General features: G+C 61.2%; 24 protein-coding genes. 16 read left to right on the forward strand and 8 right to left on the reverse strand.

Going from position 1 to position 24,356, the window contains the following annotated elements; translation table 11 throughout:
* Window positions 1-16 precede the first annotated feature (16 nt).
* The 3 genes from EKL15_RS16620 to eno are packed head-to-tail and all read left to right on the forward strand — an operon-like array spanning window position 17 to window position 2,714.
* Window positions 17-982: a DHHA2 domain-containing protein gene (locus EKL15_RS16620; RefSeq protein ID WP_203089973.1), complete on the forward strand. Its 966-nt coding sequence runs from the start codon at window positions 17-19 to the stop codon at window positions 980-982.
* Between the two features lie 3 nt (window positions 983-985).
* The gene (locus tag EKL15_RS16625) at window positions 986-1,414 is read left to right on the forward strand and encodes a universal stress protein (RefSeq protein ID WP_046687045.1); all 429 of its coding nucleotides are present in this window, start codon (window positions 986-988) and stop codon (window positions 1,412-1,414) included.
* 16 nt (window positions 1,415-1,430) lie between these two features.
* Window positions 1,431-2,714, forward strand: coding sequence for a phosphopyruvate hydratase (gene eno, locus EKL15_RS16630; protein ID WP_060418913.1), 1,284 nt, complete (start codon window positions 1,431-1,433; stop codon window positions 2,712-2,714).
* On the opposite strand, the gene EKL15_RS16635 is transcribed toward eno, so the two are convergent.
* The gene (locus EKL15_RS16635; protein ID WP_060418915.1) at window positions 2,701-3,123 is read right to left on the reverse strand and encodes a MerR family transcriptional regulator; all 423 of its coding nucleotides are present in this window, start codon (window positions 3,121-3,123) and stop codon (window positions 2,701-2,703) included. The two genes, eno and EKL15_RS16635, sit on opposite strands and share 14 nt — an antisense overlap.
* Before the next feature lie 72 nt (window positions 3,124-3,195).
* On the opposite strand from EKL15_RS16635, the gene EKL15_RS16640 reads away from it, so the two are divergent.
* The 11 genes from EKL15_RS16640 (at window position 3,196) to pqqF (ending at window position 15,696) form a co-directional block, all read left to right on the forward strand.
* Window positions 3,196-4,416 (forward strand): NADH:flavin oxidoreductase/NADH oxidase family protein, encoded by a 1,221-nt coding sequence (locus EKL15_RS16640; protein WP_203089976.1) that lies wholly within the window; start codon window positions 3,196-3,198, stop codon window positions 4,414-4,416.
* A 506-nt stretch (window positions 4,417-4,922) separates the two neighbouring features.
* A complete protein-coding gene (locus EKL15_RS16645) occupies window positions 4,923-6,305 on the forward strand; it encodes a diaminobutyrate--2-oxoglutarate transaminase (RefSeq protein WP_071845411.1) in 1,383 nt (460 codons plus the stop codon).
* 18 nt (window positions 6,306-6,323) lie between these two features.
* On the forward strand, window positions 6,324-7,793 hold the full coding sequence (locus EKL15_RS16650; protein ID WP_033638493.1) for an aspartate aminotransferase family protein: 1,470 nt from the start codon (window positions 6,324-6,326) through the stop codon (window positions 7,791-7,793).
* A 141-nt stretch (window positions 7,794-7,934) separates the two neighbouring features.
* Entirely contained in the window at window positions 7,935-8,861 is a 927-nt protein-coding gene (locus EKL15_RS16655; protein WP_203089979.1) for a LysR family transcriptional regulator, read from the forward strand.
* Between the two features lie 133 nt (window positions 8,862-8,994).
* Entirely contained in the window at window positions 8,995-10,044 is a 1,050-nt protein-coding gene (locus tag EKL15_RS16660) for a dipeptidase (RefSeq protein WP_197847684.1), read from the forward strand.
* Window positions 10,045-10,161: 117 nt separating this feature from the next.
* Window positions 10,162-10,239: a pyrroloquinoline quinone precursor peptide PqqA gene (gene pqqA, locus EKL15_RS16665; RefSeq protein ID WP_004937827.1), complete on the forward strand. Its 78-nt coding sequence runs from the start codon at window positions 10,162-10,164 to the stop codon at window positions 10,237-10,239.
* A 58-nt stretch (window positions 10,240-10,297) separates the two neighbouring features.
* Window positions 10,298-11,209, forward strand: coding sequence for a pyrroloquinoline quinone biosynthesis protein PqqB (gene pqqB / locus EKL15_RS16670; RefSeq protein WP_159318023.1), 912 nt, complete (start codon window positions 10,298-10,300; stop codon window positions 11,207-11,209).
* Between the two features lie 9 nt (window positions 11,210-11,218).
* Window positions 11,219-11,974, forward strand: coding sequence for a pyrroloquinoline-quinone synthase PqqC (pqqC, locus tag EKL15_RS16675; RefSeq protein WP_048321566.1), 756 nt, complete (start codon window positions 11,219-11,221; stop codon window positions 11,972-11,974).
* Window positions 11,974-12,252, forward strand: coding sequence for a pyrroloquinoline quinone biosynthesis peptide chaperone PqqD (pqqD, locus tag EKL15_RS16680; protein ID WP_016927749.1), 279 nt, complete (start codon window positions 11,974-11,976; stop codon window positions 12,250-12,252). The genes pqqC and pqqD overlap by 1 nt, the downstream gene beginning before the upstream one ends.
* Window positions 12,245-13,381, forward strand: a complete 1,137-nt coding sequence (pqqE, locus tag EKL15_RS16685; RefSeq protein WP_060439955.1) for a pyrroloquinoline quinone biosynthesis protein PqqE — start codon at window positions 12,245-12,247, stop codon at window positions 13,379-13,381. Before pqqD ends, pqqE begins: the two co-directional genes overlap by 8 nt.
* 2 nt (window positions 13,382-13,383) lie before the next feature.
* The gene (pqqF, locus tag EKL15_RS16690) at window positions 13,384-15,696 is read left to right on the forward strand and encodes a pyrroloquinoline quinone biosynthesis protein PqqF (RefSeq protein WP_203089982.1); all 2,313 of its coding nucleotides are present in this window, start codon (window positions 13,384-13,386) and stop codon (window positions 15,694-15,696) included.
* Window positions 15,697-16,102: 406 nt separating this feature from the next.
* On the opposite strand, the gene EKL15_RS16695 is transcribed toward pqqF, so the two are convergent.
* The 6 genes from EKL15_RS16695 to EKL15_RS16720 form a co-directional block, all read right to left on the reverse strand.
* Window positions 16,103-17,488, reverse strand: coding sequence for a cytosine permease (locus tag EKL15_RS16695; RefSeq protein ID WP_060418931.1), 1,386 nt, complete (start codon window positions 17,486-17,488; stop codon window positions 16,103-16,105).
* A 162-nt stretch (window positions 17,489-17,650) separates the two neighbouring features.
* On the reverse strand, window positions 17,651-19,117 hold the full coding sequence (locus EKL15_RS16700; protein ID WP_049199554.1) for an aldehyde dehydrogenase: 1,467 nt from the start codon (window positions 19,115-19,117) through the stop codon (window positions 17,651-17,653).
* A gap of 11 nt (window positions 19,118-19,128) precedes the next feature.
* Window positions 19,129-20,166, reverse strand: coding sequence for an LLM class flavin-dependent oxidoreductase (locus EKL15_RS16705; protein ID WP_049199552.1), 1,038 nt, complete (start codon window positions 20,164-20,166; stop codon window positions 19,129-19,131).
* A gap of 19 nt (window positions 20,167-20,185) precedes the next feature.
* Complete coding sequence (locus EKL15_RS16710) at window positions 20,186-21,115, reverse strand: flavin reductase family protein (RefSeq protein WP_203089985.1); 930 nt, start codon at window positions 21,113-21,115, stop codon at window positions 20,186-20,188.
* Window positions 21,102-21,929 (reverse strand): alpha/beta fold hydrolase, encoded by an 828-nt coding sequence (locus EKL15_RS16715; RefSeq protein ID WP_203089988.1) that lies wholly within the window; start codon window positions 21,927-21,929, stop codon window positions 21,102-21,104. Before EKL15_RS16715 ends, EKL15_RS16710 begins: the two co-directional genes overlap by 14 nt.
* Window positions 21,901-22,503 carry an amino acid synthesis family protein gene (locus tag EKL15_RS16720; RefSeq protein ID WP_033648297.1) on the reverse strand — a complete coding sequence of 201 codons (603 nt, stop codon included), beginning with the start codon at window positions 22,501-22,503 and terminating at the stop codon, window positions 21,901-21,903. The genes EKL15_RS16715 and EKL15_RS16720 overlap by 29 nt, the downstream gene beginning before the upstream one ends.
* A gap of 338 nt (window positions 22,504-22,841) precedes the next feature.
* Between EKL15_RS16720 and EKL15_RS16725 the strand changes: the two genes are divergently transcribed.
* The gene (locus EKL15_RS16725; RefSeq protein ID WP_204275777.1) at window positions 22,842-23,636 is read left to right on the forward strand and encodes a GntR family transcriptional regulator; all 795 of its coding nucleotides are present in this window, start codon (window positions 22,842-22,844) and stop codon (window positions 23,634-23,636) included.
* Window position 23,637: 1 nt separating this feature from the next.
* Window positions 23,638-23,934 carry a DUF1330 domain-containing protein gene (locus tag EKL15_RS16730; protein ID WP_060418938.1) on the forward strand — a complete coding sequence of 99 codons (297 nt, stop codon included), beginning with the start codon at window positions 23,638-23,640 and terminating at the stop codon, window positions 23,932-23,934.
* Between the two features lie 74 nt (window positions 23,935-24,008).
* Here EKL15_RS16730 and EKL15_RS16735 read toward each other — a convergent pair whose 3' ends face one another.
* Window positions 24,009-24,323 (reverse strand): AprI/Inh family metalloprotease inhibitor, encoded by a 315-nt coding sequence (locus tag EKL15_RS16735; protein ID WP_060418940.1) that lies wholly within the window; start codon window positions 24,321-24,323, stop codon window positions 24,009-24,011.
* Window positions 24,324-24,356: the final 33 nt, after the last annotated feature.

The following is a 24,356-nucleotide window of genomic DNA, read 5'->3' on the forward strand; positions in this document are numbered from 1 at the left end:
TATGTCAGGAGTCGCTATGAATGAAATCTCACGTTTTACCCCTTTTCCACTCCAGCCCGATGCCGTCGCGCGGGAAATGCCCCTGTGCGTTTTTGGCCATAAAAATCCCGACAGCGACAGCATCTGCAGCGCGCTGGTGGTCGCGGACTGGCTCAATCACCTCGGCAAACCGGCCGTGGCTTTCCGCCTTGGCGAGCTGACGCCGGAAACCCGCTACATACTGGCTGCCGCCGGCATACAGGCGCCTGCGCTGCTGACAGACGATCTCCGTGACCGCAAAGTCTGGCTGGTCGACTTTACCGATATCGAACAAGGCCCGGCCTCATTGCCCGACAGCGACGTGGTCGGCGTTATCGACCATCACCGGCTGGGCACGTTAGTCACCCGCAACCCGCCCGATGTCTGGGTGCGCGCCGTCGGCTGTTGCGCCACCGTGATCCTGCAAATCCTGACGACAGAAAAGCCAATGCCACTTAACGCCGCGCAGGCCACGCTGCTGCTGGGCGCCATCTTGAGCGACACCGTCGCGCTCAGTGCGCCGACCACCACGGAACAGGATCGGCTGGCGGTCACCCGGTTGCGCGCAATCTCTCACGTCGACTATGACGCCTTCACCGCCGGGCTGCTGGTCGCCAAAACCGATCTCTCCGGGCAATCCGCCCCGCAGTTGCTGCAGCGCGACGCCAAGAATTACCGCATCCATACCGTTTCGCTGCTGCTGTCGCAGATAGAAGTGCGGGCCATGAGCGACATCGATCCGCTGTTGCCCGCGCTGCAACAGGCGCTCGAGCAGGCGAAGCAGGAAACCGGGCTGGAGATGACCGCGCTGTTGGTTACCGATATCACCCACCGCCGTTCCACCCTGTATTTCTCGTCGAACCGGGTGCTCGCCATTCAGCAGGTGTCGCTGCCCGGTATGACGAGCCGAAAAAAAGAGGTTTTACCGTGGTTAACCCTACAGATTGCTCACGCAGGGAGATAAGTCATGCCGATCTACCAACACGCTTTACTGCTGGTACAGGATGAACGCGACGGCCGGCTGCTGTTGCGCCATGCCGAACGCCTCAATCAGCAGATGAATACGCGCATTACCGTGGCGCACATCAGCGCCGACTATGCCGAGCTGGACTACCTCAGCGATGCGCAAACCAAAGATCGCCAGTCCAGCGAGGTGATCGCCGCCAAAGCCATGCTCAGCCGCCTGGTGGAAGACTGCTCAATCCCCCTGGAGGTACGCGCAATGGTCAGCATCCATCGCTTCAAAGACGTCGAAGCCCTGATTGCCCGTGAAGGCGTCGATCTTTTGTTGCTCGGCCATCAGAACCGTCCGTTTGGCGTCTATGCCTCCTTCGGCTTCGAATTCATCAACCATTTATCCATCGACGTGCTGATAAAGCACGTTCCCACTCCCTAGAACGAGGTGACACCCCATGAACGATGAGATTGAAAGCGTAACCGCCAGAGAGATCCTGGATTCGCGCGGCAACCCGACCGTCGAAGTCGAAATGAGCGCGGCGGGCGTCGTGGCCCGGGCTTCGGTGCCTTCGGGAGCCAGCACCGGGTCGCGCGAGGCGGTGGAGCACCGCGACGGCGATCCGCACCGTTTCGGCGGCAAAGGCGTACTGGAGGCGGTGCACAGCGTCAAAACGGCGATCAACGAGGCGCTGCGCGGAGTGGATGTGCGCCAACAAGAGGAGATAGACCGCCGGCTGATCGCGCTGGACGGCAGCGAGAACAAGAGCCGATTGGGGGCCAACGCCCTGCTCGGCGTTTCTCTGGCCGCCGCCCGCCTCGCGGCGCAATTGTCGCAGCTGCCGCTGTATCGTTATCTGGGCGGCATCGGCGCCAACCTGCTGCCGGTGCCCTGCATGAATATCATCAACGGCGGCGTGCACGCCCGGTGGCAAGGGGCGGACTTTCAGGAGTTTATGATAGCTCCCCTGGGCGCGCCGTCGCTGCGCGAGGCCGTGCGCTGGGGCAGTGAAGTTTATCAGACGCTGCGCCAAATCCTGTTGGAAAAAGGCCTGTCGGTCGGCGTCGGTGACGAAGGCGGTTTCGCGCCGGCGGTCGCCTCAAACCGCCAGCCGCTCGAGCTGATCGTGCAGGCGATAGAGAAAGCCGGCTACCGGCCGGGAGAAGATATCGCGATCTGCATGGATCCGGCCTCGAGCGAATTCTACGCCGACGGCAAGTATCGCCTGCGCAGCGAGAATCTCGAGTTGGACGCAGCCCAGATGACGGCCTATTACCAACGGCTGGTGCAGGATTTCCCCATCGTGCTGATTGAAGACGGCTTGGCCGAGGACGACTGGGCCGGCTGGCGTATTCTGAGCGACGCCCTGGGCGACCAGGTGGAGCTGGTCGGCGACGATCTGTTCGTCACCAACGTGAAATACATCCAGCGCGGGATTGATGAACGGTTGGCCAATGCGGCGCTGATCAAGCTGAACCAGATCGGCACGCTGAGCGAAACCTTCGCCGCCGTACAGCTCTGCCAGGCGAACGGCTGGGGCACCTTTATCTCGCACCGCAGCGGTGAAACCGTCGACAGCTTTATCGCCGACATGACGGTCGCGATGCGAGCCGGCCATCTGAAAACCGGCGCGCCGAGCCGCGGCGAGCGGATCGAAAAATACAATCAGCTGATGCGCATCGAAGACCAGTTGGGCGCCGCGGCGGTGTATGCCGGGCGTTCCGCCTTTAAACGCCGCTAAGCTTTGCCGGCCGGGCCGGCGATGCGTCGGCCTGTTTTTCGCCCTTGGCTTGGCACAGCCCGGCGACACCGGACTCCAATAAGGTCAGCCGGGTCGTCAACAAGGTTTCTCGTTGTTCATTCAGCGTGGCCATCATCAGCTCGATCTCCGCCAGCCGTTCATCGACGCCGCGTATCAACCCATCCTCATAAGCGCTGCCCTGCAGCGCCAGCACGCGTTGGATCGCCTGCAGCGAAAACCCCAGATTTTGGCCGATTTGGATCAGGTGCAATCGCTCCAGCGCGCTATCGCTGTAGACCCGATAGCCGTTGACGCCGCGCACCGGTTTCGGCAGCAACCCCAGCTGCTCGTAGTAGCGTATCGCCGAGGCGGCCACGCCGGCGCGCTGCGCCAATTCTCCGATCTTCATGCCCTATTGACCTTAAAGTTAACTTTAAACCTAGTATAGCGCCATTCCCCTTACGACAGGAGCGCAAAACCGATGTTTACCCCACTGACGCTGCCCAACGGCAGCCGCCTGACCAACCGTCTGGCCAAGGCGGCGATGGAAGAAAATCTGGCCGCCCCAGGCCAACTGCCCGGCCCGGCGCTGTGGCGCTTATACCGCTATTGGGCCGAAGGCGGCGCCGGCTTGATCATCACCGGCAACGTGATGATCGACGGCCGCGCCATGACCGGCCCCGGCGGCGTGGTGCTGGAACAAGACACGCCGCTCGCCCCGTTCGAAACCTGGGCCAAGGCCGCGCGCCAGGGCGGCGCGCAGGTGTGGATGCAGCTTAACCACCCGGGCCGGCAGGTGATGGCGAACATGGGCGGCAACGCATGGGCGCCCTCCGCCATCCCGCTGGCGATGGGCAAGCACAGCAAACTGTTTGCCCAGCCGCAGGCGATGGATGAAGCGCAGATCGCCGAGGTTATCGCGCGCTTCGCCGCCAGCGCGCACGCTGCCGAACGGGCCGGTTTTACCGGCGTGGAGATCCACGCGGCGCACGGCTATCTGATTTCCCAGTTTCTCTCGCCGCTGACCAACCAACGCAACGATCGCTGGGGCGGCGAGTTGGCGAACCGCGCCCGCCTGCTGCTGGAGGTGGTGCGTGCGGTGCGCGAGCGCGTCTCGCCGGGCTTTTGCGTGGCGGTCAAACTCAACTCCGCCGATTTTCAGCGCGGCGGTTTTTCTTCGGACGATGCCCGCCAGGTGGTGCTGATGCTGAACGATCTGCCGGTCGATCTGATCGAACTGTCGGGCGGCAGCTACGAAAGCCCGGCGATGCAAGGCGAAACGGCGGACGGCCGCACCCTGGCGCGAGAAGCCTATTTTCTGTCCTTCGCCCGCGATCTTGCCGCGGTGGCCCGCATGCCGGTGATGACCACCGGCGGCATCGCCCGTCCTTCAGTAGCGCAGCAAGTGCTGGACAGCGGCGTCGCGGTTGCCGGCATCGCCACCGCCATGGCGGAAGTGCCCGATCTGCCGCGGCGCTGGCAAACCGGGGCGGCCCCCCATGCGCTGCCTGCCCCGGTCACCTGGCGCAGCAAAGCGATGGCGTCGCTCGCCCGGATGGCGTTGGTCAAGCGCCGGATGCGAGCGCTGAGTGACAATCGGCCACGCAGCGTGCGCTACTCCCCGCTGTTCACGCTGCTCGTCGATCAGTGGCGTACCCGCCGCATCCTGCAGCGCTACCACGCCTGGTTACGGCAACGTTAACGGCAACAGCGCCGGAGAACCCGGCCGGCGCTGCGTAAAAATCGCGCTTTTTTGATCGCGCTACGTGAAATCTGAGAGAAATCACCGATCTGGATGCTGCGCTTTTAACGCTTGGCCATTTATATTCATCACAAATTTTGTGTATATAAACGCTATAGGACTTAAGGTGGTGAATAGATAAAAATAAGCCGTTAATTCCTATTTATGTTATTAAACGGAAATTCACCTTATTAATAAGCGTATTAAAGCCGCCTGCAGGTTGGCGACGGAAAGGATTTTTGTGCCATGTTAACGATATGTTGTTTTTTACCGGCAAAACCAACGGTCAATAAATCAACAACATATTGATGAGCCTAAGAAAAAACTAAACAATTCAAAACAAAATCGGCTATTGAGTCCCAGGCGAAAAAGCCATATATTGGTCGCGCTTTTCACAAGGCAGTTACTTTTCTAATTCATTAATTCAATCGGAGCGTGTTGAGACCTTCGGTTGTAGGAGAGATATGATGACGGATAAAGTCCGTATTGATACTTTAGTTGCAAACTCATTAAACGGAAACAATGAAACCTATTTGGCGCGCCAAGCCGAATTTGAGTCGAATGTTAGGAGTTATCCGCGCAAATTGCCGTTGGCAATTGCGAAAGCCCAGGGCGTTTGGATCACTGATGTTGAGAATAATCAATATCTTGATTGCCTGGCCGGGGCGGGAACGTTGGCTCTTGGACATAATCACCCCGACGTCCTGCAAAGCATCCAAAATGTCATTACCAGCGGCTTGCCGTTACATACTCTCGATCTCACGACCCCGTTAAAAGATCGTTTCTCCGATTACCTGCTCTCTCTGTTGCCGGGCGAAGGCAAAGCCTATTGCCTGCAGTTCTGCGGCCCGTCCGGTGCCGATGCGGTGGAAGCCGCGCTGAAGCTGGCGAAAAAGCACACCGGCCGTTCCGGCGTGATCAGCTTCTCCGGCGGTTATCACGGCATGACCCACGGCGCGCTGTCGGTTACCGGCAACCTGTCGCCGAAGGCGGCGATCAACGGCATGATGCCGGAAGTGCAGTTCATGCCTTATCCGCATGAATACCGCTGCCCGCTGGGTATCGGCGGCGAAGCCGGCGTCAAGGCGCTGACCTACTACTTCGACAACCTGATCAACGACGTGGAAAGCGGCGTGCGTAAACCGGCGGCGGTGATCCTGGAAGCCGTTCAGGGCGAAGGCGGCGTTAACCCGGCACCGGCCGAGTGGCTGCAGCGCATCCGCAAAGTGACGCAGGAGCATGGCATTCTGCTGATCATCGACGAAGTTCAGGCCGGTTTCGCCCGTACGGGCAAGCTGTTCGCCTTCGAACACGCCGGCATCGAGCCGGACATCATCGTGATGTCGAAAGCGGTCGGCGGCGGCTTGCCGCTCGCGGTACTGGGCATCAAGAAAGAGTTTGACGCCTGGGAACCGGGTCACCACACCGGCACCTTCCGCGGCAACCAGCTGGCGATGGCCACCGGCCTGACCACCCTGCAATACCTGAAAGAGCACAAGGTCGCCGACAAAGTGGCCGCTCAGGGCGAATGGCTGAAAGGCAAACTGGCCGAGCTGCAGAAACGTTATCCGGTGATCGGTCACGTCCGCGGTCTGGGCCTGATGATCGGCATCGAGATCGTCAAGCCGAACGAAGCGCAGGATCACATGGGCTGCTACCCGGCCGATGGCGAACTGTCTGCGCTGCTGCAGAAGAAATGCTTCGAATCCGGCCTGATCCTGGAGCGCGGCGGGCGCAACGGCTGCGTGCTGCGCCTGCTGCCTTCGCTGCTGATCACCAACGATGAGCTGGGTATTTTCCTGGATAAATTTGAGCAGGCGCTGTTGGCCGCCGGCGTCAAGCCAGTCTGATTGGAGCGAATGACCGCGATGTCCAAGTTAAACCCGATTCTGGCTTCCTCGGCGCACAGCGCCGAGGCTTACCGCCAGGCGATCGCGCAGAGCAGTGAAGCCGTCGTGCAGTGGCTGCAACAGCCCGAGATGTATCAGGGCAAAAGCGTGGCCGAACTGCGTGAGCGCATCAAGCTCGACTTCACCCCGCAAGGCCTGGGCAACCAGGCGGCGATCGATCGCGCCATCGAGTACTTTTTGAAAGACAGCCTGTCGGTGCACCACCCGCAGTGCGTGGCGCACCTGCACTGCCCGAGCCTGGTGATTAGCCAGGCCGCCGAAGTGCTGATCAACGCCACCAACCAGAGCATGGATTCCTGGGATCAAAGCCCGTCGGCCACGCTGATCGAAATGAAGCTGATCGAGTGGCTGCGTGCCCAGGTCGGTTACCAGCCCGGCGACGCCGGGGTGTTCACCAGCGGCGGCACCCAGAGCAACCTGATGGGGCTGATGCTGGCGCGCGATGCGTTCTTCGCGCGTCAGGGCCACTCCGTGCAGCAGGACGGCCTGGTGGGCGATCTGCGCAAGCTGAAGGTGTTCTGTTCTGAAAACGCCCACTTCTCGGTGCAGAAGAACATGGCGCTGATGGGCCTCGGCTATCAGTCCGTCACCCTGGTGAAAACCGATCGCTTCGCCCGTATGGACGTGAACGACCTGGCGGAAAAACTGGCACAGGCCAAGGCCAACGGCGAGCAGGTGATGGCGATTGTCGCCACCGCCGGCACCACCGACGCCGGTGCCATTGACCCGCTGCGCGACATCGCGCGGCTGGCGGCGCAGCAGCAGATTTGGGTACACGTGGATGCGGCCTGGGGCGGCGCGCTGCTGCTTTCCGAGCAGTACCGCGACTACCTGGACGGCCTGGAACTGGTGGACTCCATTACCCTGGACTTCCACAAGCAGTTCTTCCAGACCATCAGCTGCGGGGCCTTCTTGCTGAAAGACGAGCGCCACTATGAGCTGATGCGCTATCAGGCGGCCTACCTGAACTCCGAGTTCGACGAAGCGCAAGGCGTGCCGAACCTGGTGTCCAAATCGCTGCAGACCACCCGCCGCTTCGATGCGTTGAAGCTGTGGATGGGGCTGGAAGCGCTGGGGCAGAAGCAATACGCCGAGATCATCGATCATGGCGTGACGCTGGCGCAGCAGGTGGCGCGTTACATCGCCGATCAGGAATCGCTGGAACTGGTGATGCAGCCGCAGCTGGCCAGCGTGCTGTTCCGCTACCGTCCGGCGCAGCTGGCGGCGAACGGCGACGCGGCCGTCGCGCTGTTCAACCAGCGCATCGGCGACGCCCTGCTGGAATCGGGCCGCGCCAACGTCGGCGTGACCGAGTTCGATGGCGTGACCTGCCTGAAGATGACGCTGCTGAACCCGATCGTGACGCTGGAAGACATCAAGCTGTTACTGGCGCTGGTCGAGAAAACCGCCCAGCAGCTGCCGGCGTAACGCCGCGCAGCCTGCCACCCAAGCCGATAACCTCCGTTATCGGCTTTTTTATTGCTCATCAATCGCAGGAGACGCAGCGTTTACGCTGATATACTGCAGCAAACGCCTTCCCCCATTTCCAGCACCACAGGACACCCACGCATGACCGATCCGGATTTCAACCTGTTGATCGCACTCGACGCGCTGCTGACGGCGGGCAGCGTCGTCGGCGCCGCACGGCGTCTCGGTTTAAGCGCCTCGGCGATGAGCCGCACCCTCAGCCGGCTGCGCGCGGCCACCGGCGATCCCCTGCTGGTGCGCGCTGGCCGCCATATGGTGCTGACGCCCTATGCCGAAACGCTGCGCGAGCGGGCGCGGCACGCGGCGTTCGAAGCGCGCGCGGTGTTGCGCCCGGCGCAGGGGGCATTGGATCCCGCCGTGCTGGATCGGACCTTTACGCTGCGTGCTAACGACGGCTTCGTCGAAGCCTTCGGCCCGGCGCTGATCGCCGCCGCGGCCGAACAGGCGCCGCGGGTGCGACTGCGCTTTGCGCCCAAGCCGGAGAAAAGCGACCGCCCCCTGCGTGAAGGGCTGGTCGATCTGGAGATTGGCGTGCTGGGTGACATGGGCCCGGAAATCCGCCTGCAGGCGCTGTTCCGCGATCGCTTCGTCGGCGTGATGAGAACCTCACACCCGCTGGCGCAGCAGCCGGCGATCGGCGCCGCCGACTACGCCGCCTGCGGCCACGTGGTGGCCTCGCGCAGCGGGCGCATCCTCGGGCCGGTAGACGCCGCGCTGGCGGAGCTGGGGCTGGCACGCCATATCGCCGCCGTGGTGCCGAGCTTTCCGGCCGCGCTGGCGGTTGCGCAAGCCTCGAACCTGCTGGCGTTGCTGCCCGCCTCGTTCCTGCATGCGCAACCGGCGGGCGGCCCGATGCGCGTCTTCGAGCTGCCGGTGAAAACGCCGCCCATCACCGTGTCGCAAATGTGGCATCCGCGCCTGGACGCCGAGGCCGATCACCGCTGGCTACGCCAGCTACTGCTGACGGTCTGCCGCCAACGCATGCAGGAACCGTTTCGCGCAGAGTGACAATGTCACTAAATTTTGCCTTGCTGACGGCGAGTGATCCCGCCGACGGCAAAGCCCCCATAGCCTGAGGGTTGTTCCCCCTCGCGCGATGGGAGAACATAGCGTTCACGATGCCTGACTCAGTGAAGCGCCCATGACACTTCCCCCTCTCTGGCCGGTGTTCGACGGCCATAACGACCTGCTGCTCAACCTGTGGCTGCAGCATGACGACGATCCGGCCACCGCCTTCTATTCCCGCGTCACGCCGGGCCACCTCGATTTCGCCCGCATGCGGCGCGGCGGATTTTTCGGCGGGCTGTTCGCGGTATTTATTCCCCCGGTCAGCCATATCGCCCAGATGCGCCACCAAACGCAGGACGAGGCGCAGGCCACCTTCGATCCGCTGGCGATCGCCGAACGGCAAATCGCCATCCTGCAGCAGCTGGAGCAGGCTTCTCAGGGGCAGCTGCGCATCTGTCGCACCGCCACCGAGATAGAACAGTGTCGTCTCAACCGACAAATCGCCGCGGTGTTGCATATTGAAGGCGCCGGCATGATCGATGCGGAGCTGACGCAGCTGGAGGCCTTCTACCGGCTGGGCGTGCGCAGCATCGGGCCCTTCTGGAATCTGCCGAACGCCTTCGGCACCGGCGTCAGCGGGCCGTTCCCCGGCTCACCCGATACCGGCCCCGGCCTGACGCCGGCCGGCGAGGCGCTGATCCGCGCCTGCAACCGCCGCCGCATCATGATAGACGTCTCGCACATGAACGAGAAAACCTTCTGGCAAACCGCCGAGCTGAGCCGCGCGCCGCTGGTCGCCACCCACTCCAACGCCCACGCCCTCTGCCCGCAACCGCGTAACCTGACCGACGCACAGCTGGACGCCATCGCTCAGAGCGGCGGGATGGTCGGCGTCAATTTCGGTACCGCCTTCCTGCGTGCGGACGGTAAACGTGACAGTGCAACGACTGGCTTAACAGAAATTGTTAAACACGTTGAGTATTTGATCGCTAAACTTGGTGAAGATCGCGTGGGATTTGGCTCTGATTTTGACGGGGTCAACGTACCGCACCCGTTGGCAGATGTCGGCGGCCTGCCGCTGCTGACGCAAGCGCTGGCACAGGCCGGGTTCGATAACCGGCTGCTGGAGAAGCTGACCTGGCGCAACTGGCTGAACGTGCTCGCCACCACCTGGGGCGAATAACCCGGTTACGCTTTAAAGGTTGCGATCTCCGTCACATTTCGCCAACATTGGGCCGGCCGAATGCGAATGTTTCTCATTGGGCTCGAACTATTACGATGCATGCTAAGGAGCACCGCTATGACTACCTGGACTAAACCTGAATTTGTTGACCTGCGTCTGGGTCTGGAAGTGACGCTGTACATTTCCAACCGTTAATCGCCCGTCTGCCCGCCTTTCGCGCGGGCATTTCTTTCCCTCTCTTTCTGGTTTAGACATGCAGATAAAAGTTCTCGGCTCAGCAGCAGGCGGCGGCTTTCCCCAGTGGAATTGCAACTGCGACAACTGCCGGGGCGTTCGCGACCACAGCATCAACGCCACGCGCCGCACCCAGTCTTCCATCGCCGTCAGCGACGACGGTAAAAACTGGGTACTGTGCAACGTTTCCCCGGACATTTGCCATCAGCTGCTGGCCTCGCCCGAATTGAATAATCCCGATGTGCTGCGCGGCACCGGTATCGGCGCGATCGTGTTGACCGACAGCCAGATCGATCACAGCGCGGGCTTGCTCAATTTGCGCGAGGGCTGCCCGCATCACGTCTGGTGCACGCCTGAAGTGCATGACGATCTCAGCACCGGCTTCCCGGTGTTTCCCATGCTCTCCCACTGGAACGGTGGGCTGATTCACCACCCGGTGACGCCTGAGGAACCGTTCCACACGGCGGTCTGCCCGACCGTGCGCTTTACCGCCATTCCGCTACTCAGCAACGCGCCGCCCTATTCGCCGTACCGCGATCGCCCGCTGCCGGGCCACAACGTGGCGCTGTTTATCGAAGATACCGCGCGCGGGGTCGGGCTGCTGTACGCACCGGGCCTGGGTGAGCCGGACGAGGCGCTGATGCCGTGGCTGCGCCGCGCGGACTGCCTGCTGATCGACGGCACGCTGTGGCGCGACAACGAGCTGGCCAACGCCGGCGTGGGCCGCAATACCGGCAAAGACATGGGGCATCTGGCGCTGGCGGAAGAACACGGGCTGGCGGCCCTGCTCGCCACCTTGCCCGCCAGGCGCAAAATCCTGATCCACATTAACAATACCAACCCAATCCTCAATGAAGACTCGGCAGAGCGGCAAAGCCTGACCGCCGCCGGCATTGAAGTGAGCTGGGACGGCATGAATATCGAACTGTAGGGAACCGCCATGACGCAACCACTGCCCCTGACTCCGCCGGCATTTGAAGCGGCGCTGCGCGCCAAAGGCGCTTATTACCATATCCACCACCCGTACCACATCGCGATGCACAACGGTGAAGCAACCCGCGAGCAGATCCAGGGCTGGGTGGCCAACCGGTTCTACTACCAGACCAGCATTCCGATCAAAGACGCGGCGATCATGGCTAACTGCCCGCAGCCGGAAACCCGCCGCAAATGGGTGCAGCGCATCCTGGATCACGATGGCTACGGCGGCAGCGAAGGCGGCATCGAAGCCTGGCTGCGCCTGGGCGAAGCCGTCGGGCTGCAGCGCGACACCCTGCTCTCTGAAGCGTTGGTGCTGCCGGGCGTGCGCTTTGCGGTGGACGCCTACGTCAATTTCGCGCGCCGCGCCTGCTGGCAAGAAGCGGCCTGCAGCTCGCTGACCGAACTGTTCGCACCGCAAATCCACCAGTCGCGCCTCGACAGCTGGCCGCAGCACTATCCGTGGATCGACGCCGCCGGCTACGACTATTTCCGCAGCCGCCTCGGCCAGGCCAACCGCGATGTGGAGCACGGCCTGGCGTTGGCGCTGGACTATTGCGACACCGTTGAAAAGCAGCAGCGCATGCTGGAGATCCTGCAGTTCAAACTGGATATTCTGTGGAGCATGCTGGACGCCATGAGCATGGCCTACACCCTGAACCGCCCGCCTTATCACAGCGTGACCGCCGCGCGGGTATGGCACAACCAGAGGCTGGTGTAATGACGCTGAACCCTGAACACACCCCGGTCTTCCGCCGCGGCTACCGCCTGCAATGGGAGCAAGTGCAAAACAGCCACGTGATCCTCTACCCGGAAGGCATGGCCAAGCTGAACGACAGCGCCGCCGCCATCTTGCAGCTGGTCGATGGCCACACCACGCTGAACGGCATCATCGCGCAGCTGAACGCCCGCTTTCCCGGCGCCGAGGGGTTGGCGGATGACGTGCTGGAGTTTTTCCAGCGCGCCTACGAACAAAAATGGGTGACCTTCCGTGACTGAAGCACGCGCGCCGGCGGTGAACCCGCCGCTCTGGCTGCTGGCGGAGCTGACCTACCGCTGCCCGCTGCAGTGCCCCTATTGCTCCAACCCGCTCGATTTTGCCGCGCAGGAAAAAGAGCTGACCACCGCGCAGTGGATTGAGGTGTTTCGCCAGGCGCGGGCGATGGGCAGCGTGCAGCTCGGTTTTTCCGGCGGCGAGCCGCTGGTGCGTAAAGACCTGCCCGAGCTGATCGCCGCCGCGCGCGATCTCGGCTTTTACACCAACCTGATCACTTCCGGTATCGGCCTGACCGAGAAGAAGCTGCAGACCTTCGCCGACGCCGGGCTGGACCATATCCAGATCAGTTTTCAGGCCAGCGACGAAACGCTGAACGCCGCGCTGGCGGGCTCCGCCAAGGCGTTTCAGCAGAAGCTGGCCATGGCCAGGGCGGTCAAGGCGCTCGGCTATCCGATGGTGCTCAACTTCGTGTTGCATCGCCACAATATCGGTCAGATCGACCGCATTATCGAACTGGCGATCCAGCTGGACGCCGACGACGTCGAGCTGGCGACCTGCCAGTTCTACGGCTGGGCACACCTCAACCGCGAGGGCCTGCTGCCGACCCGCGAGCAGATCGCCGACGCGGAAGCGGTGGTAAAACGCTACCGCGAACGCATGGCCGCCGACGGCAAGCTGGCCAACCTGCTGTTCGTCACGCCGGACTACTACGAGGAGCGCCCCAAAGGCTGCATGGGCGGCTGGGGGGCGATCTTCATGAGCGTAACGCCGGAAGGCATGGCGTTACCCTGTCATAGCGCCCGTCAGTTGCCAATCGCCTTCCCGTCGGTGCTGGAGCACGATCTGCAGCATATCTGGTACCACTCGTTCGGTTTTAACCGCTATCGCGGCTATGACTGGATGCCGGAGCCCTGCCGTTCCTGCTCGGAGAAAGAGAAAGACTACGGTGGCTGCCGCTGCCAGGCGTTCATGCTGACCGGCAACGCCGACAACGCCGACCCGGTATGCGGCAAATCGCCGCACCACGGCACCATTCTGGCGGCGCGGGAAGCGGCGAATCGTTCGCAGATCGGTATCGATCAGCTGCGTTTTCGCAATCAAACCAACTCCCGTCTGATTTTCAAGGGTTGACGATGGCACTCGCCGGCGCCTCCTGGCAGCTCGACAACGGTTTGGCCGTCAAGGCGATAAGCGATCCTGCCGCCGCTAGCGCCGCCGCGCTGGTGCGCATTGAAGCGGGCAGTTTTCAGGCGCCCACCGCCTGGCCGGGCCTGGCGCATCTGCTGGAGCATATGTTGTTTCGCGGCAGCGCGAACTTCAGCGCGCAAGATAGTCTGATGGGCTGGGTACCGTCGGTGGGCGGCCGACTGAATGCCACCACTCAGGCGACGCAAACCGCGTTTTTCTTCGAGGTGGGCGCCGATCATTTGGCGCAGGGGCTGGCGCGGCTGAGCGATATGCTCGCCGCCCCACAGCTGGCGGCCGAGGCGATCGCTCAGGAGGTTGAGGTCATCGACGCCGAATACCGCCTGCTGCGCGCCGAGGTGGAAACCCGCTGCGAAGCCGCACAGCGGCAGATGTTCGCCGGCCTGGACGCCATGCACCGCTTTCATATCGGCAGCCGCGCCGCTTTCGGCAACGACATTTCCGCCCTGCAGCAGGCGCTGCGGCAGTTTCACCGGCGCTATTTTCGCGCGCCAAACCTGACGCTGTGGCTGCAAGGCCCACAATCGCTGGCGCAGCTGCATGCGCTGGCCCAGCGTTACGGCAGCCGCTTGCCATCGGGCAGCGCCATACCGCACAAAGCCTCACCGCCGCTGACCGCTGCGAAAGATTACACCCTGTCTCTTCCCGGCACGCCGCAGCTGAGACTGGTGTTTGCCCTGTCGCGCTCCCATTCGCGCGGTTGGCTGCGGCGGCTGGAGCGCCTGCTGCTGGACGAAGCCCCCGGCGGGCTGCTGGCGCGGCTGCGCGCTCAGGCGTGGTGCGATGCGGTTCGGCTTGATTATTCGCGCTGCAGCGAGAACAACGCGCTACTGAGTTTTATCTTTACCGTCAATCACGGTTCAGCCGCTGAAGCTGCCCACATCGAAAGCGCGTTGCTGGCGTGGCTGCAGGCGCTGCAGGTGCTGGCACCGGCCCAGCTTGCGCATTACGAGCGGCTGGCCAATCGCGATTTCCACCGTTTGGCGCCGCTCGATCAGCTGCGCGCCAGAGCGTTTGGGTTGCCGCCGGCGGAGGATAACGACGATTGGCCACGGCATATTGCGGCGCTGATTAGCGCGCCGCGCCGCCGCCTGGCCGTGCGGCCCGATGGCGGCGACGAAACCCGTGAAATTCAAGGGTTGCCGCTGGCGCTTGGCCCCTTCGTCGGCGCCGCGCTGACGCCCGCAGCGGAACCTTTTCGCTTTTTCACTGCCTCGGCGGCGCTGCCGAGTCCGACCTTGCCTTCCGGCCTGGCGCCGCTGCGGCATCTGCTCCCTGGCGAAGCGCAGCCGGTGCTGTTGCTGCGGCCGGCGCCGTCCAGCCCCTTCAGCGATGAACAGGCCTGCGGCATACAGGCGGCGCTGCGCGCCGGGGCAGCCGAACTGGCGCATCGGGAGGGACATTTAAGCTTCGAACGCCACCAAGGCATGTGGCTGCTGCAGTTGGCGGGCAGCCACGCGCTGATCTGCCATGGGCTGAGCGTAGTAAACCGGGCGCTGGCGGTGTTGTCGCCGGCCGTGCTCAACGAGGCGGCGAGAAACCTGCACCATACGCAGCGGAAAGAGCAAAACGATATTGCCATTCGCCGTCTGCTAGCCCAGTTGCCGGCGGCGCTCAGCGCGCCAACCGCAGCGGCGCAATGGCATGCCACCTTGATCGGCGGCGATGGCGAGTTAAAACGGCAGCTGTCGCACCTGCTGTACGGTTTCCCCTATTCCGTGGCCGCGGAGCCGCCGCTGCCGACACATCACCATCATCGCCCCATTACGCTGACGGAAAGCGGCGCCGAAAGCGCCTTACTGCAGTTTTACCCGCTGCCGAACGGCGAAGCCGAAGGCCGTTGGGCGCTGCGCGTGCTGGCTCAGCTTTACGCCCCGCGTTATTTTCAGCGGTTGCGCGTGGATCGCAACGTGAGCTATGTGGTGCAATGCGCCTTCCACCGCTGTGCCGATGCCGAGGGCCTGCTGTTCGCGCTGCAATCCCCGACGTTCAACGTTGAACAGCTGCGGCAGTTAACCGACGAATTCTTACTGCAGATGCGCCAAGAGCTGGCGCACGTTGGCGCTGGCGAGCTGGCGCAAATACAACAGGCGCTGCGGCAAGGCCTGCAGCGCCTCAGCACCGAATCGTTGCAGCGCGCCCGAGAAATTGCCTTGGAAAATCGCGCACTCATTGCCGCCAAGCCGATGACACTGACGCAACTGACGGATTGGCAGCAGCGGCTGTTCCCCGCAGGCTGATGTTGCGGCGATGCCAATCCGACGCGATATAAACGCAGCAAGACAAACAATCATCGGGAAAAGATATGTCTCAGAAAATCATGTTATCCCTGTAAAGCTTGCTCCGGAAAATTATTTAAATAAGAGCATGTTGATAAATCGCTTAACCGACTTCTTCCTTTTCCTTTTATACCAGGCATATATTCTTCGCTTTTTCATTCTTCTAAACTCATAAGCTAGAGATATATAAAACACCATGAGCAGCAACATTAATATAACAATCATAAGTTAGCCCAAATCCATTTAGCCATTTCATATGATTATTATCTAATTTAATAAATTAAAAAATTAGAAACATCCTGTTCTAAATATTACTTTATCACATCCCTCAAACCGGCCTTTTATGCTGGCCGGCGAGGCTCGAGAGTTATAATTGCACCGCCCAGTTAGCCCGTCGTGAACAACACAGTGGGTAAGCGATGCCGGTTAGCACCATGCTGATCACCCAGGAAATGTCTGCGCCCGGGATCAGATTGGCGTAAGGGCCGGAGAAGAACGCGTTCTCAACAAAAGGCACCTGCACCGCAATACCGCCGAAATAAACGCCGAGCGCGCGGGTGTTAAGCAGGCCGTAGCGCCCGCCGTCTGCGCTGAAAATGGCCGAAATGTCATAGCGTTGGCGGTTAAGCAGGTAAAAATCGATCAGGTTGATCATGCACCACGGGATCAGCACCGAGATCAAGGCAAAGATCAGGTTCAGGAACAGATGTACAAAGTTGGCCGAGGCAACCAACGCCACCCATACCGATCCCAGCAAAATCAATGCCGAGAACAGCGTACGTATCCGCGCATTAGGCATCCACTGCGGCAAGAAGGTTTGTACGGCGGTAATCAACGAGAGCACCGCACCGTACAAATTCATCGAGTTATGGCAGATGATGTTGATCAGAAACAGCACCATCAGCACCGGCCCCAACCCTCCCGTCGCCTGGCGTACCGCCTCCATGGCATCGTCGCTGCCGGCGACCAGATTGACCGCCACCATACCGAACACGAAGGCTAAAATGGTACCGCTGCAGGCGCCCAGATAGGTATACAGGAAGGGTTTGGCAATGCCGACTTCCGCCGGCAGGTAACGCGAATAGTCTGACGTGTAGGGCGAGAAACTGATTTGCCAGACGGCGCCGATGCAGAACGTGGCGAACCAACCGGCAATGCTGAACGATCCCCGCTGCCAAAAATCCGCCGGCAGCGGTTGAGAAAACATCAATACCAACCCGAGAATCAGCGCGCTGCCCATCACCCAGGCGCCGATTTTGTTGATCTTGTGGATGAAACGGTAGCCCACCACCCCGATCAGCGTCGCCAGCACCGCGCCAATCACCGTCGCCACGCCCATGCTCAATGACGGGATGACGTTATGGATGACCTTGCCAGAAAGCGTGATGTTGGAAATAAAGAACCCCAGATAGATCACCGTGGTGAACACGATCACCAACAGCGAACCATAGCGGCCGAACTGCGCCCGGCTCTGCACCATTTGCGGTATCCCGACCTGCGGCCCCTGGGCCGAGGTCAGCGCCAGAAAAATGCCCCCGAACAGGTGGCCGGCGACAATCGCGCTCAGCGCCGAGAGAATATCGAGATGAAACGTCTGCGTGGAGATGGCCCCGGTCACCACCGCCAGCGGCGCAATGTTGGTGCAAAACCACAGGGTAAACAGGCTGCGGGCATGGCCGTGACGCTCCGCGGCGGGAACAAAATCGATCGACTTGTCTTCAATAAACGCGGTCTGCTCTGGCTGAGAATTCATATATCCCCCGGTTAACCTGGATTCTTATTTTTTTACAGCGTGTAGGGTGCGAATACGTCGAAAAAAGCGTGCGTTTGCCCCGGCGACATTGCGGTCGCCGGTATCAACGCGATGAAAACAGAGCTGCCGGCGCGACCTGAGATCGCGCCTGATTACGCTGACTCAGCGCATGACGAAGGGATCGTCTATCGGATCGTCACTGGTGCGCAGCCACACCGTCTTGCTGGTGGTGTATTCCAGCGCGGCGTCAATCCCGCCCTCGCGGCCAAACCCCGACTTGCCGTAACCGCCGAACGGCGCCAGCGGCGATACCGCCCGATAGGTATTCAGCCACACCACGCCCACCCGCAGGCGTCGGGTCACCCGATGCGCACGCGTCAGGTTCTGCGTGAAAATGCCGGCCGCCAGGCCATAGGCTGAATCATTGGCAAGCTGAATCGCCTCCGCTTCGTCCCTGAAGGTCAACACCGACAGCACCGGGCCGAACAGCTCTTGCTTTACGCACTCGGCGTCGGGTTGCGCACTGCAGTCGACGATCGTCGGCGGGTAATAAAAGCCCGGTGAATCGATCGCCGCGTGGCCAACCACCAGTTTCGCCCCCTGCTCCAGCGAGCGGCTGACGATGGCGGCGATCCGCTCTTGCTGCTGCCGGGTACAAAGCGGCCCGAACTGGGTGTCCGGGCGATCCGGCGGCCCGATGCGAATACTGCGCACCTTCTCCGTCAGCCGGGCCAAAAACGCGTCTTTGATGCTTTCTGCCACCAACAGACGCGAACCGGCTACGCAGCTCTGGCCCGACGCGGCGAAAATGGCCGCCACCTGCGCATTCGCCGCGCTGGTCAGATCCGCATCGTCGAAGACGATAAACGGCGATTTCCCGCCCAGCTCCAGCGAGGTGCTGGCGAGGTTTTCCGCACTGCCGCGAACGATGTGCTTCGCGGTTTCCGCGCCGCCGGTAAAGGCGATGTGGTCTACCTGCGGATGCGCCGTCAGCACCGCGCCGCAGTCGGCGGCAAAGCCGGTGATCACATTGCATACGCCGCGTGGAAAACCGGCCTCGTCTATCAGCCTGGCGAACGCCAGCAGCGGCGCCGGCGCGGTTTCCGCCGCTTTGACCACCAGCGTGCAGCCGGCGGCGATCGCCGGGCCGATTTTCACCGCCGCAAGAAACAGCTGGCTATTCCAGGGCACGATCGCCGCCACCACCCCGATCGGCTCTCGCCGCACCCAGGTTTCCATGTCAGGTTTGTCGATCGCCAGCACGCTGCCTTCCATCTTGTCGGCCAGGCCGGCGTAGTACCGGTAGTATTCCGCCACATAAGCGATCTGCGCCTGGGTTTCCCGGATGATCTTGCCGGTATCCAGCGTCTCCAGCCGCGCCAGCTCGGGAGCGTGTTGCTCCAGCAAATCGGCCAGCCGCAACAACAGCTTGCCGCGCGCGCCGGCGGTCATATCGCGCCATTCGGCTCCCTGAAACGCCCGGTGCGCCGCGGCAACGGCGCGATCCACATCCTGGGCGCGGGCTTCCGCCACCTGCGCCCAGGGTTCACCGGTCGCCGGGTTGAGCGAGGCGAAGGTCGCCGAACCGGCGTCAAACCGGCCGTCGATGTAGAGTTTGAACGATTCCATCAGCGCCTCCGTCAGTGAAATTCCGGCATCACGCAGCGAATGAACCGCTCCAGAGAGGCCTTTTTACGTGCAAAGCTCATGCCGCTGTCGATCCACAACGCAAACTCGTCATAACCCAGCGCCTCATATTTTTTCAGCCGCGTAATGACCTCATTGGCGGTACCGATAGCCAGGTTAGTGCGCATCATCTCGGCGGAATAATAGGTATTGGCGGCGATCTCTTCATCGCTCAGCGGCTGAATCAGCCCTTGCCGCACCGGCCGCTGGTTCTTGAACCAGGCGCCGAAGTAGTGGTAGAAACGGTTGAGCTCTTCCGCCGCCAGGCGGGCGTCCGCCTCGTCTTCCGCCACATAGCCATGCTGCAACAGCATGATCTTCAGCGGCTGCTCGGCGGCGAAGCGTGCACGCGCCTCGTTGAAACAGGTCACCAACCGCACGATCTCCTCTTCCCCCTGATGCAGCGGCGTCACCTGAACGTTGCAGCCGTTTTGCACCGCAAATTCGTGGCTGTTGGGATCGCGCGCCGCCACCCAAATCGGCGGATGCGGCTGCTGTTTCGGCAGCGGCGAGGAGGTGGTTGCCGGGAACGACCAGTATTCCCCCTGATGGGCATAGTCGCCCTGCCAGAGTTTTTTTACCGCCGGGATCAGCTCGCGCATGCGTTGCCCGGCATCCCAGGCGGTCAAACCGGGCATCAGCCGTTCGTATTCATAGGAATAGGCGCCACGCGCGATACCCAGCTCCAGCCTGCCGCCGGTGATGATGTCGGTCATCGCCGCCTCGCCCGCCAGACGGATCGGGTGGTTGAACGGCGCAATGATGGTGCCGGTGCCGAGCCGCACCCTGGAGGTGCGCCGGGCAATGTCCGCCAAATTGATGAATGGATTCGGCGCGATGGTGAAATTCATGCCGTGGTGCTCACCGGTCCAGATGGCGTGCATGCCGCCGCGATCGGCGATTTCGCAGAGTTCGATCATCTCCTGGTAGAGCTTTTCCTGCGACTCTTCGGGTAACGTTCGTTCCATATGCACGAATAAAGACAGTTTCATCACACTCTCCCGTTCAGCCTCAACCGGCGAATTGCTTGATGGCACCGCTGTGCTCATCGCCATAATAGATACCGTAATTGCCCACGGCGTTTTCTTTGACGAACCGGCCCAGCATCGACCGCAGCGCCGGATCCTTGATCGGCAGCCGCGCCAGCGTCGGCATATCGAACCATTCCGCCGCGCTCAGCTGCGGCGTCAGGCTGCCGGCGTCGGTCGGCAGCGCACACAGAAAAACGATGTGCTGCTGGTGCTTCTGCCGGTCGTCATAGACGGAATAGACGAAACCCGGATGGGCGTTGATGCCCAACTGCTGCAGTAAATCTCCCAACGTTTCGCTGACGCTGCGTTTCCCCACCGCGCTGGACGGCAGCTGATAGCCGCCGTCGTTTTGCCGTACCATCACGGCATGCCCTTCAAACTCGATCAGCGCGCTCACCACCACCTGCGGCCCGCCAATCAGCGACTGCGCGTTTTGATACGGCGTGAAATAGGCACCACGGTAATACCCCAGACCGGCGGTGGCGTTGGACTCGAACCCTTCGACCTGGCCGATCAGAATGGCATGGTCGCCGGCATCCACCACCTGATGCAGCGAGCAGTCGAACCACGCCGAACTGTTCTCGATCAGCGGCACCCGCGACGCGCTCCAGCGCCAATCGATCAGCGCAAAGCGGTCTTCGTTCTTTTGCGCAAAAATGGTTGAAGCCTCTTTTTGCTGTTCCGCCAGAATATTGATGGCGAAGTGGCTGCACTGGGTAAAGTGCGCCAGGTTCGCCGAACGTTTATCGATGCTCACCAACAGCAGCGCCGGATCCAGCGACACCGATGAAAACGAATTGGCGGTGAAGCCAATCGGCCGCCCCTGCTTGTCCACCGAGGTCACAATGGTGACGCCGGTCATAAAGGCGCCGAAAGCGTCGCGCAACTGCCTGCGTTTATCCGCGTCCATTTGCCGCTCCTAAAGTCAAAGGTTGCTCTGCGGTCAGAAAATCGAGCATCAGCGCGTTGACGCGTTGCGCATCGGTCAGACTGACCATGTGTTTGGCGTTCTCAATGATCACCGCGCGCCCGTTCGGTGCGGCCTGCGCCATTTGCCGCGCCATCTCTGGGCTGGAGTTGGCGTCGTGCTCGCCGGTCAATACCAACACCGGGCAGCGGATAAGGTGCCAACGCTGGGCATACACCCGATCGCCGGTAGCAAACGCCTGATACGCGCGGGCGTAGCCCGTGACGTCCACCTGTTGCAACCAGCCGCCCACCTGCCGGCGCAGACGCTGTTCGGCGGGATCGGCGCCAAACCACCGGCTCAGCGGCGAGTCGAGCTGCGTCTGGCCGCTGGCCAACGCGCTGGCGCGTTGCGCGACCGCGGCGCTGGCCTGCGCAGAACGCTGGAACACGCCGCTCATCACCACGGCGCGTTTGACCCGCTCCGGATAATCGATCGCCAAACCGGCGGTGATCAACGCCCCCATCGAGTGCCCCGCCACCGCAACGCTCGGCGTATCCAGGGTGTTTAAGAAGGTCGCCATCCAGCGCACGTAATCCTCCAGCGTCGCGGCGTGGGCGAAGCCTTCGCTTTCGCCGTGGCCCGGCATATCGACGGCGATGACCCGAAAGTGCGCGCTAAGCGCATCGAGCTGGGGATACCAGGCCTCCGCGTTCATGCCTACACCGTGGATCAACACCAGCGGCTCGCCACGCCCGGCCTCCAGATACCCTACCCGCAGAGCGGGCTCAGACAGCTGCCGGATTGTTCTGATCATGGCCCAGCTCTTTCAGATCCAAATAACGGTTGCCGATACGGTGATGCGGCCGCCCCCCCAGCGCCGCGCCCAGTGCGATGACGATTTCGTCGTCGAAAGGCGCGTCGTTGATGTTGAACTGGAATGTCAGGTAGTGCTCGCGGCTGCCTTCGTCGTTTTTCCCCATCATCGGGATCAGGATCGGCGCGTTGGCCGGCCCGCGGGTATTGTTGAACGCCAGATAGCTTTTACCGTTGACCGCCGAGCGGTAGTGGTTGCCGAAATGCAGCGTGTGAATCAGCGCCGAGGCGTGTTCCAACTCACCGCCCAGCCCCACCACCGCGCTTTTGCCGAAGGCTTCCACCCGCTCGCCGGAGCCGGCCTCTTTGAGGATCAAACCGGTCAGCAGCTCACCCAGCACCGGCGCCATTTCTCGAATCTTTGGCGCCAGATCCTCAACAAAGCCTTGCCCGGCCCAGGGGTTTTTAATCACCGCCGCCGCCGCGATCATCACCAGCGGTTTGCCCGCCGATTTGCCACCGTCGGCGTAGAGGGTTTCTGTGGAAACCAGAGTCTTACGGATGTCTTGATGCATAAGGGACCTCGAAAAGTAAATCAAATGTTAATCAGATGTCACAAGGCGAGGGTATAGCATCGGGCAGATTGGCATGTCAAAATTTGGTATACCATAATACGGTATTCTTATTTTCATCTAAGAAGGTAAAGGGAAATTGAAAATAACCGATATTAATCAAAGCATTAATAAACCTGCGTGGGCTTTGGCCGGCGGCGAAACGCCGGTCACGACCGACTCCGCTCAGCGGCCGGTGCCCGTGCCGAACCCGTTGAGCCAGCGGGCATCGGCAACGAAAAGCGGTTTTTTTAGGCTATCTTTCGATTTTGTGAGCTGCTGCAACATTCGCCGTTTTAGCGATGCGGCGCGAAATCGGCCGCCGTTGCTTTGCGGGTTGGAAAGATGTTAATAGTACCGGGCAAACGGGAATTCGCGTCGTTATCCGGATTAATGATGATCCACAAAAAATAGAGACAATTATGGTTCAGGCGTCATTGAAGATTGAGAATGCACCGGTCACCTTGCGCGAATTGGCATTGGCGAAAATTAGGCAGGCGATTATCTCAGGGTATTTTCAGGCCGGCGATCGTTTGGTGGAACGCAGCCTGTGCGAGGAGCTGGGCGTCAGCCGCAGCGTGGTGCGCGAGGTGATCCGTTATCTCGAAGCGGAGGGGCTCATTGAAACACTCGGCAAGAAAGGGCCGATTGTCGCTATTCTGACCTGGGAAATTGCCGAGCAGATTTATACTATTCGTCTGCTGCTTGAACAGGATGCCGCTCACGACTGCGCTTTGAAAGCCGGGCCGGAAGATAAAAAGAAACTGCATGAAAAATTAATTGCAATTAATCAGGCTTCGGCCGGGCAGGACGATATTCAGCGCGTTGAAGCGTCGCAGGCCTTTTATGAAACCATTTTCCAGGTGGCCCATCACGCCATCGCCTGGGAAATCGTTCAACGCCTGAATAGCCGCATCAGCCGCCTGCGCGCCCTGACCCTGAAAACCCCGGAGCGCCAGCTGGCCGGTTTCGAGCGCATGACGCGGATCTATCACGCCATCGAACAAAACAATCCGACGCAGGCCAGGCAAGAAGTCATCGATCACCTGACCGAGGCCGCCGCGCTGGCCAAGCGCATTCTGCAACAGGAGCCCTGAGATGCCCGCGTACTGGATTGCCCATGTCACCGTGAAAGATCCGCAGCAATATCAGCATTATATGGATTTGGCGCCTCAGGCGTTTCGCCAGTTCAACGCCCGTTTTCTCGCCCGCGGCGAACAGGCGCAAACGCTGGAAGGCCCGGCGTTTGTGAAACATGTGCTGATCGAATTCGACGACTACGCCACCGCCCTGGCCTGCTACCATTCACCGGCCTATCAGCTGGCGAAACAACAGCGGCGCCACGTAGCGGAAGCCATGATTACCATCGTCGACGGCTTGCCGACCTCCCCATAAAAGCCCCCCACCGTTACGGCGGAGGCTGGGTGGCGTGAGGTGGGATAACCGCCGGGTCAGGCCGGCGTTTTCCGCTAGTTATTTCTCTTCAGGATCTTTCCCGTCTCGGCCCAGATTTGACTGCGGTAATGATCGTCTTCCTGAGAGAAGAAAAGTACAGTCAGCCCTTCCTTGTCTAACAATGCAATGCCATCGGGTGCAGGACGCCACGCCACTGGCTCTTGCGGCAAGACGTCGGGCGTGCAATCAGACAAAAATTTTAGGCTATAGCCGCCGGCCGATTCCACACCCTCCGTGTTGAGCTGTACAACACAGGACTTTGATTTATCGCTGACCGTCCACTGCCCGGATAGCGTTTCGGCAGAAGGTAAAACCAGACTGCTTGCCATAGAGGCTCCTGAAAACAAGAATATTATTCCGAC

The organism is Serratia sp. 4542 (assembly GCF_016805595.1).
GTDB lineage: Bacteria > Pseudomonadota > Gammaproteobacteria > Enterobacterales > Enterobacteriaceae > Serratia > Serratia nevei.

Excerpts from the sequence above, each read along its gene's own strand:
- EKL15_RS16645 (WP_071845411.1), top strand. The coding sequence starts at position 4,923 with ATGACGGATAAAGTCCGTATTGATACTTTAGTTGCAAACTCATTAAAC.
- EKL15_RS16650 (WP_033638493.1), top strand. The coding sequence starts at position 6,324 with ATGTCCAAGTTAAACCCGATTCTGGCTTCCTCGGCGCACAGCGCCGAG.
- EKL15_RS16725 (WP_204275777.1), top strand. The coding sequence starts at position 22,842 with ATGCGGCGCGAAATCGGCCGCCGTTGCTTTGCGGGTTGGAAAGATGTT.
- EKL15_RS16710 (WP_203089985.1), bottom strand. The coding sequence starts at position 21,115 with ATGGACGCGGATAAACGCAGGCAGTTGCGCGACGCTTTCGGCGCCTTT.
- EKL15_RS16625 (WP_046687045.1), top strand. The coding sequence starts at position 986 with ATGCCGATCTACCAACACGCTTTACTGCTGGTACAGGATGAACGCGAC.
- EKL15_RS16640 (WP_203089976.1), top strand. The coding sequence starts at position 3,196 with ATGTTTACCCCACTGACGCTGCCCAACGGCAGCCGCCTGACCAACCGT.
- pqqB (WP_159318023.1), top strand. The coding sequence starts at position 10,298 with ATGCAGATAAAAGTTCTCGGCTCAGCAGCAGGCGGCGGCTTTCCCCAG.
- EKL15_RS16700 (WP_049199554.1), bottom strand. The coding sequence starts at position 19,117 with ATGGAATCGTTCAAACTCTACATCGACGGCCGGTTTGACGCCGGTTCG.
- EKL15_RS16635 (WP_060418915.1), bottom strand. The coding sequence starts at position 3,123 with ATGAAGATCGGAGAATTGGCGCAGCGCGCCGGCGTGGCCGCCTCGGCG.
- pqqD (WP_016927749.1), top strand. The coding sequence starts at position 11,974 with ATGACGCTGAACCCTGAACACACCCCGGTCTTCCGCCGCGGCTACCGC.
- pqqA (WP_004937827.1), top strand. The coding sequence starts at position 10,162 with ATGACTACCTGGACTAAACCTGAATTTGTTGACCTGCGTCTGGGTCTG.
- EKL15_RS16660 (WP_197847684.1), top strand. The coding sequence starts at position 8,995 with ATGACACTTCCCCCTCTCTGGCCGGTGTTCGACGGCCATAACGACCTG.
- eno (WP_060418913.1), top strand. The coding sequence starts at position 1,431 with ATGAACGATGAGATTGAAAGCGTAACCGCCAGAGAGATCCTGGATTCG.
- EKL15_RS16735 (WP_060418940.1), bottom strand. The coding sequence starts at position 24,323 with ATGGCAAGCAGTCTGGTTTTACCTTCTGCCGAAACGCTATCCGGGCAG.
- EKL15_RS16620 (WP_203089973.1), top strand. The coding sequence starts at position 17 with ATGAATGAAATCTCACGTTTTACCCCTTTTCCACTCCAGCCCGATGCC.
- EKL15_RS16720 (WP_033648297.1), bottom strand. The coding sequence starts at position 22,503 with ATGCATCAAGACATCCGTAAGACTCTGGTTTCCACAGAAACCCTCTAC.
- EKL15_RS16695 (WP_060418931.1), bottom strand. The coding sequence starts at position 17,488 with ATGAATTCTCAGCCAGAGCAGACCGCGTTTATTGAAGACAAGTCGATC.
- EKL15_RS16705 (WP_049199552.1), bottom strand. The coding sequence starts at position 20,166 with ATGAAACTGTCTTTATTCGTGCATATGGAACGAACGTTACCCGAAGAG.
- pqqC (WP_048321566.1), top strand. The coding sequence starts at position 11,219 with ATGACGCAACCACTGCCCCTGACTCCGCCGGCATTTGAAGCGGCGCTG.
- EKL15_RS16730 (WP_060418938.1), top strand. The coding sequence starts at position 23,638 with ATGCCCGCGTACTGGATTGCCCATGTCACCGTGAAAGATCCGCAGCAA.
- EKL15_RS16655 (WP_203089979.1), top strand. The coding sequence starts at position 7,935 with ATGACCGATCCGGATTTCAACCTGTTGATCGCACTCGACGCGCTGCTG.
- pqqF (WP_203089982.1), top strand. The coding sequence starts at position 13,384 with ATGGCACTCGCCGGCGCCTCCTGGCAGCTCGACAACGGTTTGGCCGTC.
- EKL15_RS16715 (WP_203089988.1), bottom strand. The coding sequence starts at position 21,929 with ATGATCAGAACAATCCGGCAGCTGTCTGAGCCCGCTCTGCGGGTAGGG.